The 11196-nt window shown below is 73.6% G+C and carries 12 protein-coding genes; 6 read left to right on the top strand and 6 right to left on the bottom strand.

All coding sequences use genetic code 11. The features are described 5' to 3' along the window. From AOK16_RS27680 to AOK16_RS16770, 4 genes are all read right to left on the bottom strand, one after another. Window positions 1–556 (bottom strand): hypothetical protein (locus tag AOK16_RS27680; protein WP_205627705.1); only part of this gene is annotated, 556 nt, incomplete at its 3' end. Further along, window positions 549–1376, bottom strand: coding sequence for a T4 family baseplate hub assembly chaperone (locus tag AOK16_RS16780; protein WP_055473053.1), 828 nt, complete (start codon window positions 1374–1376; stop codon window positions 549–551). The genes AOK16_RS16780 and AOK16_RS27680, both read right to left, overlap by 8 nt. A 3-nt stretch (window positions 1377–1379) precedes the next feature. Then, window positions 1380–1904, bottom strand: coding sequence for a phage tail protein (locus tag AOK16_RS16775; protein WP_055473052.1), 525 nt, complete (start codon window positions 1902–1904; stop codon window positions 1380–1382). 57 nt (window positions 1905–1961) lie between these two features. Continuing rightward, the gene (locus tag AOK16_RS16770; RefSeq protein ID WP_055473051.1) at window positions 1962–3818 is read right to left on the bottom strand and encodes a phage tail sheath family protein; all 1857 of its coding nucleotides are present in this window, start codon (window positions 3816–3818) and stop codon (window positions 1962–1964) included. Window positions 3819–4440: 622 nt separating this feature from the next. On the opposite strand from AOK16_RS16770, the gene AOK16_RS16765 reads away from it, so the two are divergent. Further along, window positions 4441–5256 (top strand): acyltransferase, encoded by an 816-nt coding sequence (locus AOK16_RS16765; protein WP_055473050.1) that lies wholly within the window; start codon window positions 4441–4443, stop codon window positions 5254–5256. Window positions 5257–5432: 176 nt separating this feature from the next. On the opposite strand, the gene AOK16_RS16760 is transcribed toward AOK16_RS16765, so the two are convergent. Next, the gene (locus tag AOK16_RS16760) at window positions 5433–6299 is read right to left on the bottom strand and encodes a DMT family transporter (protein ID WP_055473049.1); all 867 of its coding nucleotides are present in this window, start codon (window positions 6297–6299) and stop codon (window positions 5433–5435) included. 126 nt (window positions 6300–6425) lie between these two features. Here AOK16_RS16760 and AOK16_RS16755 point away from each other — a divergent pair, with 126 nt between their 5' ends. Both AOK16_RS16755 and AOK16_RS16750 read left to right on the top strand, forming a co-directional pair. Continuing rightward, a complete protein-coding gene (locus AOK16_RS16755) occupies window positions 6426–6998 on the top strand; it encodes a helix-turn-helix domain-containing protein (RefSeq protein WP_055473048.1) in 573 nt (190 codons plus the stop codon). 119 nt (window positions 6999–7117) lie between these two features. Continuing rightward, a complete protein-coding gene (locus AOK16_RS16750; RefSeq protein WP_055473047.1) occupies window positions 7118–7672 on the top strand; it encodes a YbaK/EbsC family protein in 555 nt (184 codons plus the stop codon). Window positions 7673–7714: 42 nt separating this feature from the next. Here the strand turns inward: AOK16_RS16750 and AOK16_RS16745 are convergent, their stop codons facing one another. Then, a complete protein-coding gene (locus tag AOK16_RS16745; protein WP_055473046.1) occupies window positions 7715–8122 on the bottom strand; it encodes a CoA-binding protein in 408 nt (135 codons plus the stop codon). 180 nt (window positions 8123–8302) lie between these two features. Here AOK16_RS16745 and AOK16_RS16740 point away from each other — a divergent pair, with 180 nt between their 5' ends. From AOK16_RS16740 to AOK16_RS16730, 3 genes are all read left to right on the top strand, one after another. Then, complete coding sequence (locus AOK16_RS16740) at window positions 8303–8929, top strand: YigZ family protein (RefSeq protein ID WP_055473045.1); 627 nt, start codon at window positions 8303–8305, stop codon at window positions 8927–8929. 105 nt (window positions 8930–9034) lie between these two features. After that, the gene (locus tag AOK16_RS16735) at window positions 9035–10201 is read left to right on the top strand and encodes an exonuclease SbcCD subunit D (protein WP_055473044.1); all 1167 of its coding nucleotides are present in this window, start codon (window positions 9035–9037) and stop codon (window positions 10199–10201) included. Next, window positions 10198–11196 (top strand): AAA family ATPase (locus AOK16_RS16730; protein ID WP_157859235.1); only part of this gene is annotated, 999 nt, incomplete at its 3' end. The genes AOK16_RS16735 and AOK16_RS16730, both read left to right, overlap by 4 nt.

The following is an 11196-nucleotide window of genomic DNA, read 5'->3' as shown; positions in this document are numbered from 1 at the left end:
CCACCGCACCGCGCGCCGGCCCCCGCGCCACGGCCGAGTCCGCACCGCGCGGCCGCAGCGGGGCGGCCGCCGGGGGAGTGGGGCCAACGGCCGGAGCGACGGGGGCGGTTGGCGTGGTACGCGGGCCCGGCCCATCCGCCGTGCGCTCCGCGCTCCGCCGCTCCCGGCGCGCCCCGTCCGACCGGAGGGAGCGCGGCGGCGCCACCGGCGCGGCCGGTCGCAGCGGCGGAGCCGTGGCCCGCGGGGCCGCGGCCACCCGCGGCTCCCCCTCGCTCCGCGGCGCCGGGACCTCGCCGCGGACCACTGTGTGCCGATCGGTCCTGACCTCGCGCTCTCGCCGTACCAACAGGCCTTCCCCCGCGGCCGGTCGGGGCAGTGCCGTGGGGAGAAGCGGCGCGGGCTCCTCCGGCAGGGGCTCCCCGGTACGCAGCGCCTCGACCCGCTCGTACGGCCCAGGCAGCCGTGGCCGTACGAGCGCCCGCCCCTCGCCGCCGCCCGCGCGAGCCCGGACGGGCTGGATGTGCCGGGCCACCAGCCGGTCGAAGTAGTCAGGCATCAGCGCACAGCTCCAGGTAGTAGCGGCGCCGCAGCGGGCTGAGCGCCAGGACCTCCGGTTCGCTCCAGCCGTAGGCGCCGGCCAGCAGGTGGACGTCGAGCAGCAGGTCCCGCGCCCAGGCGTCCAGTTCGGTCCACAGGTAGGTGGTGATGTCCAGCTCGGCCGGGGTGGCCTTGCCGCAGTCGGGGCACCGCACGTCGAGCGTCACCTCGGCCGTGGGATCGGCCTGTTCCGCGGCCTCGGCGAGCCGCCGCAGCACCGGCTCGGGCAGCTCGCCGAGCGCCTGCGCCGGAACCGGCTTCCCGGCCCGTACCGCCGAGAGCGTGCAGCGGGCGACCAGGCGCCGCCGGGCGTCGTCGGCCGGGGAAGCCGAGCCGAGGACCGAGGGTTCATGGGCCAAGGGTTCGAGGGCCGAGGGGCCGAGGGCCAAGGGCTTGTCGGCCGCGGGTTCGTCGGTCGCGGCGGCGACCGCCGCCAGGTCGGCGGCGGTGGGCAGCCGGAACTCGACCGTCCACTCGCCCTCCGTCACCCGCAGCGGCCCCTCCGACGGCACCGTACGCACCCCGAGTTCGCGTGCGTCGAGGTCGAACTCCATCGCCTCGCCGCACGCCCCGCACTCGGTCCGCACCTGCATCCGCTCGCCGAACAGCGCGCGGCGCAGCGCGAACAGGTCCGCCTCCCGCTCGCCGACCGGCACCGCCAGCAGCTCGTCGTCGGTGCCGGCCTCCGGACGGGCCACCCGGTGCAGCAGCAGGGCGCGGCCGGAGCCGTGGAGGGCCAGCCCGGCCTCCCAGGTGGCCAGCAGTTCCACGGGCCCCACCCCTCACGCCGGGTGGGTGAACGACGGCTCGGTCGGCTCCGGCACCTCGTAGTCCCGCTCCCAACCCTCGCACTCGAGCTTGAGGCTCTGGATCGCGACCGCGTTGGCGTTGGCGTCCAGTTCGCCCAGCACCTGGTACTCGCTCGGCCAGGCGCGGTAGAGCTTGTGCGAAACGGCTACCTGCCCGGCCTCGTTGAGCACCTGCACCACGATGTCCTTGCGGAAGTCCGCGAGCGAGACCTCGGAGCCGAGGCCGGCGCCCACCTGCCAGACCTTGTTGGCCCAGCGGTCGAACTCGGGGTCGTGGGTGACGCCGCGCTCCAGGGTCACCCCCTCGAACTCGGAGCGGCCCGGGGACTTGCGCGGGGAGCTGGGGTCCCCGCCGTGCCGGTGCTTGACCACCTCGGTGGTGCGCTTCAGCGGACTGATCTTGCTGATGCCCGCGACCGTACGACCGTCCCAGAGAACCAGGAACTTGAAGTTCTTGTACGGGTCGAAGCGATGGGCGTTGACCTGAAACTCAGCCATCGGATTCCTTCGGTTCCTTCGGGGCCTGCGGGTGCCTTCGGGGCCTTACGGGCCTGCTCACGAGCCCTGGAGTTCGAACTGCCCGGCCATCTGCCGGATCCTGACGATCACGAACTCCGCCGGCCTGACCGGCGCGATGCCGACCAGGACGTTGACCACACCCGCCTCGACGTCGGCCTCGGTGGTGGTGTCCCGGTCGCACTTGACGAAGTACGCCTCGCGCGGAGTGCCGCCCGCGAACGCCCCCTGCCGGAACAGGGTGTGCAGATACGCCGAGGCGTTGAGCCGGATCTGCTGCCACAGCTGCTCGTTGTTGGGCTCGAAGACCACCCACTGCAGCCCCCGGTACAGGCTCTCCTCCACGTGCAGCGCGAGCCTGCGCACCGGCACGTACTTCCACTCGCTCTCCAGCGCGTCCGAGCCCTCCAAGGTGCGGGCGCCCCACACCACCGGGCCCACCGCCGGGAAGATGCGCAGCACGTTCACGCCCAGCGGGTTGAGCAACCCGCTCTCGCGGTCGGTCAGTCGGACGGTCAGCGACCGCACCCCGGCCAGCCGGGCCTCGGTTCCCGCGGGTGCCTTCCACACGCCCCGCTCGGCGTCCGTGCGGGCGATGACCCCCGCGACCGCGCCGGACGGCGGGAAGGCCCGGAGTCGGCCGGTGAGCGGATCGGTCAGCTGGAGGTGCGGGAAGTACAGCGCCGCGTGGTGCGAGCGGACCCGGTCGAAGGCGGCGAGGCCGGCGCGCGCGGTGTCGGCGCTGACCCAGGCCGCGGGGGAGTCGACCAGCAGGAAGATCCGCCGCTCCTGGCACAGCCTCTGGGCCGCCGAGATGACGGTGACCATGTCCTCAGTGGACTCGTACGCCGCCAGCTCCGGCAGCGAGAGCAGGTTGACGTCATCGACGCCGCGCAGCGCCTGGAGGCCAGTCTTGCGGGCTTCGCTGCCGATGAGATCGCGCGGCCCCGGCGGGTCCCCGTCCACGCCGCCGCACAGCGGGAACACGGGCGGGTTGACCGACGCCTCCAGGCCGAGGTCGTTGGCGCACTCGCCGACGAAACGCACCGTGTCCTCGGGGTCGGTCGAGCCGGCGACGACCTGGAGCCGGTCGCCGAACGCGGTCACCTCCGCGCCCGCGAAGGCCCGCCTGCCGGGGGCGTCGGGCAGGGCGCGCAGTTTCCGCTCCAGGAGGAGCGCCAGCTCGGTGACTCCGGCGGGTGGCTCGCCGTCCTGGTCCGGGTCGTAGAGCGTGAACTCCCGCTCGACGTCGCCGATCTTGACCGTGAGGTCGACGGCGAGGTCGGGCAGCTCGTCGGAGAACGGCTTGGAGACGGTGCCCGAGGGGTCCGGCCGGTCCTCGGCGAGCGCCTCGACCCGGATGAGGGAGGAGCCGGGGTTGACCACGGTCTCCACGAAGCGGCCGTGGCCGGGCTGCGCCGAGAGCCCGGTGAAGCTCTCGCGGGCTCCGCCGTGGGCGTCGAAGACGCGGAGGTTGAAGGTCTCGCCGGGGGACCGAGTGTCGTAGTCGACGGCCACCCGCAGGCCCGAGCCCCAGACGCCCGGTTCCCTGGCGTGCACCCGCAGGGCCGGGCAGGCGCTGCGGCCCTCGGTCGATTCGAGGGTGACGCAGGCCGCCTTCCCCGTTCCGGCGGCGGCCACCCGGACGATCACCGCGACGGTGCCGCCGTTGGCGAAGAACTGCTGTACGGCGTAGGCGACGGCGCTCTGCGAGGTGAGACCGCCGAAGCGGCGCTCGAAGTCCGTGAAGCTGCTGATCCTGACCGGCGTGTTCAATGGGCCGCGCCGGGTGTGCCCGACGAACGCGGTCACGGACGTGGTGACGGCGGAGACGGTGCGTGTGCCGCTGGGAAGTTCTTCGACGTAGACACCGGGGTGGGTCGGTTTCGTCGGCATTCCCCCTCCAATCCCTTCAGGCACCAATGGGTTGGGCACCAAGAAATTCCGGAGGGATTGGTTCCATCACGCGAATGCGTGTCCCGGCCGCCCGGCCCGGACACGCACGCACCATCGAGTTCCCCCCGTCGGCACCCCGGATTGGTCCGCCCGGGGCCAAGCTCTCGCTTGTCGACTCCTGATGCGTAAGTGCTCAACACATCCTGTGCGGCGGTCAGTTGGGCGGTCAAGACCGATTTGGACGCCCCGATGTGGAGGTCTTGTGGTGGCCGTGCTCACGCTCTTCGCGTGATGGCGCTGATTTGAGACAGGAGATCGGTGCGCGTTTCGCGTTTCCCTTGGTCGGATTTTCGGCGTCCCGATCGAGGGATCATGTCGTTGAGCAGCGAGGCGGGGAAATCGGTGGTCGGCATTCCGAATTCTGTTGCCGCTTCATTCTGTTGGGAGCGCTGTCGGCGCGGCCGAATTTCGCGGGCGTGAAGGCGTACTGGGCGGGCGGTTGAAGCGGGCGCGAGGGAAGGGGTGTTCCGTGCGCGGTCCGGTTTCCGCGCGACGGTCCCGTGGGGCGAAGATCACAGGACGGGGTCTCTTCGGCCGGTGCCGCGCTGAGTACGGTGAGCGGGTGCCCAGAAACCGGAACGTGTTCTCATCCCTCGCGGCGCTGGCCGCCTGGCGCCGCCGGGCCGTCACGCGGGCGGTGCACAGCGGTTGGGGCTGGATGCAGAGCGCGGGCGCGGTGACCGCCGAGCGGCCGGGACGGTACCGCTTCGGGCGGATCGGCCACGGCACCCGGCTGGCCTTCCCGCAGGGCACGGTCTTCGGCGAGCCGTGGATCCAGCTCGGCGAGCACTGCGTCATCGGCGAGCACGTCACGCTGACCGCCGGGATGATGCCCGGCGTCGACCTCGGCCCCGAGCCCGTGCTTCGGCTGGGCAACGGCGTCGTCCTCGGCCGCGGCAGCCACGTCGTGGCCTCCCGCCCCGTGGTCTTCGGCGACGACGTGTTCTGCGGCCCGTACGTCTATGTCACCAGCGACAACCACAGCTACGACGACCCGGAGCAGCCGGTGGGCCGGCAGTGGCCGCGCTCGGCGCCGGTCGAGATCGGCCCCGGCAGCTGGCTCGGCGCGGGCGCGGTGATCCTGCCGGGCGCGCGGCTCGGGCGGAACGTGGTGGTCGCCGCCGGTGCGGTCGTCCGGGGCGAGGTGCCCGACCACGCGGTGGTCGCGGGCGCGCCCGCCCGGGTCGTACGGCGCTGGGACCCGGAATCGGGCTGGCAGCCGCCCTTGCGCACCCCGGCCCCGGTGCCGATCCCGCAGGGCATGACCCCGGGGGAGCTGCTCGCACTCGCGAGGCTCCCGGGGCAGGCCGGGCCCGAAGGGCCCGCGGAGGGTGGGCCGTTGGGCGAGGGGCGGCCGGGCCTGCGGGCCGACCGCTGAGGCCCGACGCCGCCCGGGGCGGACCGGGCGGACGCCGCCCCCGTCCGCCGGGGCATCGGCTCGGTCCGCGCGGGTCGCCGGCGAGGCCGGGGCGGCTCGCCGCCAGGCCGCCCATGGCCCGCCGCTGGCGTCGGGGCGGGCGGCGCGGACGGTCGGTTCGCGGCCCGCCCCGGACCTCAGCCCGCCGCCAGGAGGACCGTGCCGACCAGGGCCAGCCCCGCGCCCGCCGCCTGGCTCGCGCGCAGCCGCTCCTTGAGGACGCCTCGCGCGGCCAGGGCCGTTATCACCGGGTACAGCGAGGCGAGGACGGCCGCGACGGTCACCGGGCCCTCGTTGGCGGCGACGATGTACGCGCCGTTGGCCGCCACGTCCGCCAGACCCACGAAGGCCAGCGCGGGCAGCGAGGACCGGACGATCTCCCAGCCGCCCTCCTCCGGAAGAGCCTTGGCGCCGCGCCGCACCGACACGTACAGCGCCGTGCCCCCGACCGCGACGTTGCACACCCGCTGCACGAACAGCGCCAGGAACAGCCCGGTGATCGAGGACGAGGCCTCCGCGACGAGGGCCATCACGGCGCCGAACCCGAACGCGGCGATCAGCGTCAGCAGGATCGCCTGCCGCTGCACCGGCGCCCCGCGCAGCTGCGGACCGCCCGCCAGCACGATGCCCACGACCGCCACCAGGATGCCCGCGACCTGGAGCAGCCCCGGCCGCTCGCCGACCATGAGCCCGACCCCGACCGGCACCGCCACGCCCACCGAGCCGAGCGGCGAGACGACGCCCATCGGGCCGAGCGCCAGCGCGCGGTAGAAGGCCAGCATGGCTGCCGGGCCGACGACGCCCGCCGCGGCCGCGAACCACAGCTGCGGCCCCACCTCGCTCCAGCCGCCCGTCGCGAGCACAACCGAGCCGAGCACGGCCATGGCGATGACCTGGGAGGTGACGACGACCGTCAGCGCCGGGATGCGGCGGGTCAGCAGGCCGCCGCCGAAGTCCGCGAGGCCCCAGAGCAAGCTGGTGGCCAGGGCGAAGACGGCGGTCATGAGAGCACCTCGCAGTACAGTGTGGTGAGCGCTGGAGTTCAGCACACTGTAGTTCAGCACAATGAACTGCGCAATCTAAAATAGTGCACCCGCCCGACGGCGGCTTTCGTGAGCATTGGACGGAACGTGACGGACCTCGACCACCTCACCCAGTCCCTCGCGCGCAACCTCAAGCGCTGGCGCAACGAGCGGGGCTTCACGCTGGACGGGCTCGCCGCCCGGGCGGGGGTGAGCCGGGGCATGATCATCCAGATCGAGCAGGCGCGGACGAACCCGAGCGTCGGCACGACCGTCAAGCTCGCCGACGCCCTCGGCGTGAGCATCACGACGCTGCTGGACTACGACCAGGAGCCCAAGGTGCGGCTCGTACCGCAGGAACAGGCCGTACGGATGTGGTCCACGGAGGCGGGCAGCTCCACGGTGCTGCTCGCCGGGACGCAGATCCCCGGCCCCCTCGAACTGTGGTCCTGGCGGCTGATGCCCGGCGAGGGCAGCGACTCCGACCCGCACCGGCAGGGCACCGTCGAGCTGCTGCACGTCACGGCGGGCGAGTTGACGCTCGTCGTGGACGGCGAGGACTACAAGATCCCGGCAGGCACCTCCGCCACCTATGAGGCGGACACCGTCCACGCCTACCGCAACGACGGCGGCGAGCCGGTGGAGATGACCATGGTGGTCGCCGTACCGCCCGCCCGATGACCTACGCGCGCCCGGTGGCGCACGCCCGCTCGATGACGTACGCGCGCCCGGTGCCGCAGGTCCGCCCGTAGGCCGGGACGGGCAACCGCCTGTCCGGCGGCCCCTGTTAACGTGCGCGCATGCGCGCCCCCATCGGAAACTTCGACGAAGCCCGCCCCGCCGCCGACTGCCTCGACGAGCTCAACCCGGCCGTCGCCGAAGCCCTCCGGGCCTGGCGCGGCAGTGTGCCCGCGGAGCAGCTGCTGTATGTCGACACCGACCCCGAGAAGGCCGACACCGCCGTGTTCGCCGAGACCTACGGGCCCGGGCTGCTCGAAGCCTCGGCGAACTGCGTCGTCGTGGCGGGCAAGCGCGGGCAGGCCGTCACGCTGGCCGCCTGCCTGGTCCTGTCCACCACGCGCGTGGACGTCAACGGAGCGGTACGGCGCCACCTCGGCGTCCGGAAGGCGTCGTTCGCGCCGATGGACACGGCGGTGGGGGAGAGTTCCATGGAGTACGGCGGCATCACGCCCATCGGGCTCCCGGCCGGCTGGCCGGTGCTGGTCGACGCGGCGGTCGCCGACGCGCCGCACCTCGTGATCGGCAGCGGCCGGCGGCGCGGCAAGCTGATCGTCCCCGGCAAGGCGCTGGCCGAACTCCCGGGCGCGGAAGTCCTGGACGGCCTCGGGATCTGACGGACTCGGAGGCGGCCGCCAGGGCGCGGCCGGGACTCACGGTCAGCGCAGTCGCGGTATCTCGATCGCCGGGCAGCGGTCCATGACCATGTCCAGCCCGGCCGCGCGCGTGCGCTCGTACGCCGCCTCGTCCACCACCCCCAACTGGAACCACACGGCCTTCGCGCCGACCGCCACCGCCTGGTCGGCGACCTCTCCGGCCAGCTCGCTGTTCACGAACACGTCGACCACGTCCACCGGGAACGGTATGTCGGCCAGCGAGGCATAACCCGGCTCCCCGTGGACCGTTTCGGCCCTGGGGTGGACCGGCACGATCCGCTTGCCGAAGAGCTGCAGCACCTCGGCCACGCCGAAGGCCGGCCGCCGCTCGTTGGTGGAGAGGCCGACCACCGCCCACGTGTCGCCCGTGCCGGTCAGGATCCTGCGCAGTGTCTCCGCGTCTGCGTACATGCCCGGCTAACGAACTGTCCTTCCCGATGATTCCCCGCCCGTTGATTCCCGCCCGTCCGGCTCGTGTTCCCGGCCCGAGTCCCGGCCGCGCACCGAACCGCACCGAGCCCGCACGGGTACCGCCAACGGCCCCGAACGGCCCGGGCGCGGCCTGCCGGGGCGGCCGCGTAAGGTGGGCTGATGCAGGAGCGGTACCGGACGGTCGCGCGCGTGGGCGTGCACGAGATCGAGATCAACAAGTCGCGCTTCCTCTGCTCCCTCGCGCCCGCCGCGACCGAGCAGGAGGCACAGGACTTCATCCAGCGCGTCCGCAAGGAGCACCCCGGCGCCACCCACAACTGCTACGCCTATGTCATCGGCGCCGACGGCGCCGTCCAGAAGGCGAGCGACGACGGCGAACCCGGCGGCACCGCGGGCGTGCCCATGCTCCAGATGCTGCTGCGCCGCGAGGTCCGGTACGCCGTCGCCGTCGTCACCCGCTACTACGGCGGCGTCAAGCTCGGCGCGGGCGGCCTGATCCGGGCCTACGGCGGAGCCGTCGGCGAGGCCCTGGACACGCTGGGCACCATCACCCGGCAGCGGTTCCGGCTGGCCACCGTCACCGTCGACCACCAGCGGGCGGGCAAGCTGGAGAACGACCTGCGCGCCACCGGACGCGATGTGCGCGACGTGCGGTACGCGGCCGAGGTCACCCTTGAGATCGGCCTCCCCGAGGCGGACGTCGAGGCCTTCCGCGCCTGGCTCGCCGACACCACCGCGGGCACGGCCGTGCTCGAACTCGGCGGCGAGGCCTACGGAACGGTCTGAGGAGTCCGGCGGAACGGGCTGAAACCGGACCCGTACCCAGCCCTCCCGGGCCCGGAACTCCGGTGCCGGGAGGCGTTGTCAGACCCCACCGTTACAGTCGGGGCCATGCGACTCCTGCACACGTCGGACTGGCATCTGGGCCGGTCGTTCCACCGGGTGAGCCTGCTGGCCGCCCAAGCGGCCTTCCTCGACCACCTCGTGGAGACCGCGCGCGAGCAGCGGGTCGACGCGGTGCTCGTCGCGGGCGACGTCTACGACCGGGCCGTGCCCCCGCTGGCGGCCGTCGAGCTGTACGACACCGCCCTCCACCGGCTCGCCGAACTCGGCGTCCCCACCGTCATGATCTCCGGCAACCACGATTCCGCCCGCCGACTGGGCGTGGGCGCCGGGCTGATGGAGCGCGCCGGCATCCACCTGCGCACCGACCCCGGCGGCTGCGCCGACCCGGTCCTCCTCGCCGACGAGCATGGCAAGGTCGCGCTCTACGGTCTTCCGTACCTCGAACCGGCCCTCGTCCGCGAGGAGTTGGGCGCCGAGCGGGCCGGGCACGAATCCGTGCTCCGCACGGCCATGGACCGGGTGCGCGCCGACCTCGCGGGCCGCCCGGACGGGACGCGCTCGGTCGTGCTCGCCCACGCCTTCGTCACCGGGGGCGCCGCCAGCGACAGCGAGCGGGACATCACCGTAGGCGGCGTCGCGGCCGTCCCCGCCGACGTCTTCGACGGAGTCGACTACGCCGCGCTCGGTCACCTCCACGGCTGCCAGACCATCGGCGAGCGGGTCCGCTACTCCGGTTCCCCGCTGGCCTACTCCTTCTCCGAGGCCGACCAGCGCAAGAGCATGTGGCTCATCGACCTCGGGGAGCGGGGAGCGGTCACGGCCGAGCGGATCGACTGCCCCGTCCCGCGCCCCATCGCCCGCGTCCGCGGCCGCCTCGACACCCTCCTCGAGGACCCGGAACTCGCGGTCCACGAACAATCCTGGGTCGAAGCCACGCTCACCGACCCGGCCCGCCCCCGCGAGCCCATGGCCCGGCTCGCCGAGCGCTTCCCGCACGTGCTCAGCCTCGTCTTCGCGCCGGAGCGCGCCCCCGAGGACCCCCTGGCCTCCTACGCCGAGCGGCTCAAGGGGCGTACGGACCGGCAGATCGCGGAGGACTTCGTGGCCCACGTACGCGGCGGCAGCGGCCCGGACGAGAGCGAACGGGCCGTGCTGCGGGCGGCCCTGGACGAGATCCGCGTCGGCGACGAGGCGGCGGAGGTGGCGCGATGAGGCTCCACCGGCTGCGGATCACCGCGTTCGGACCGTTCGGCGCCACACAGGAGGTCGACTTCGATGAACTGTCCTCCGCCGGGCTCTTCCTGCTGCACGGCCCCACCGGCGCGGGCAAGACCTCCGTCCTGGACGCCGTCTGCTATGCGCTGTACGGCGGCGTGCCCGGCGCCCGCCACGGTGGGCAGTCGCTGCGCAGCGACCACGCCGAGCCGTTCACCCCCACCGAGATCGTGCTCGAATTCACCGTCGGCGAGCGGCGGTTGGAGGTCACCCGGCGGCCGGAGCAGCCGCGCCCCAAGAAGCGGGGCGACGGCCTCACCCGCGAGAAGGCGCAGACGTGGCTGCGCGAGTGGACGGCACAGGCCGCGCCCGGCGCCACGACCGGCTCGTGGAAGGCGCTGAGCCGCTCCCACCAGGAGGTGGGCGAGGAGATCGGCCAGCTGCTCGGTATGAACAGGGAGCAGTTCTGCCAGGTCGTCCTCCTCCCGCAGGGCGACTTCGCGCGCTTCCTGCGCGCCGACGCGGAAGCCCGCGCGCACCTGCTCGGCAGGCTCTTCGACACGCGCCGGTTCGCCGCCGTGGAGGAGAAGCTGGCCGAGCTGCGGCGGGCCGCGGAGAGGCGGGTGCGGGGCGGTGACGAGCGGCTGCTGGCCCTTGCCCACCGGATGGCCCAGGCCGCGGGCCGCGTCGCCGACCACCGCGACCACCCGCTGCCCGAACTCTCCCCGGGAGAACCCGGATTGGCGGACACGGTCCTGGAGTGGGCAGCCCTGGCCCGTACGACCGCACGCGAGCACCTGGACATCGCCGGGACCGCGGTCGGGGCCGCCGAGGGCGACCACGGGCGCGCCCAGCGACACGCCGACGCATCCCGCGAACTCGCCGCCCTGCAAAGGCGACACGCCGAGGCCCGCCGCCGCGCCGCGGACCTGGAGGAGCGCCGTTCGGACAACGACCGCGTACGGGCGCGGCTCGACCGGGGCCGAGCCGCG

It is taken from the genome of Streptomyces pathocidini (genome assembly GCF_001418495.1).
Taxonomy (GTDB): Bacteria; Actinomycetota; Actinomycetes; order Streptomycetales; family Streptomycetaceae; genus Streptomyces; species Streptomyces pathocidini.
This window is presented reverse-complemented; position numbering and strand designations above follow the sequence as displayed.

Bases quoted from the DNA above. Each gene is read 5' to 3' on its own strand.
- AOK16_RS16760 (WP_055473049.1), bottom strand. From the start codon at position 6,299: ATGACCGCCGTCTTCGCCCTGGCCACCAGCTTGCTCTGGGGCCTCGCG.
- AOK16_RS16770 (WP_055473051.1), bottom strand. From the start codon at position 3,818: ATGCCGACGAAACCGACCCACCCCGGTGTCTACGTCGAAGAACTTCCC.
- AOK16_RS16750 (WP_055473047.1), top strand. From the start codon at position 7,118: ATGCGCGCCCCCATCGGAAACTTCGACGAAGCCCGCCCCGCCGCCGAC.
- AOK16_RS16775 (WP_055473052.1), bottom strand. From the start codon at position 1,904: ATGGCTGAGTTTCAGGTCAACGCCCATCGCTTCGACCCGTACAAGAAC.
- AOK16_RS16735 (WP_055473044.1), top strand. From the start codon at position 9,035: ATGCGACTCCTGCACACGTCGGACTGGCATCTGGGCCGGTCGTTCCAC.
- AOK16_RS16740 (WP_055473045.1), top strand. From the start codon at position 8,303: ATGCAGGAGCGGTACCGGACGGTCGCGCGCGTGGGCGTGCACGAGATC.
- AOK16_RS16745 (WP_055473046.1), bottom strand. From the start codon at position 8,122: ATGTACGCAGACGCGGAGACACTGCGCAGGATCCTGACCGGCACGGGC.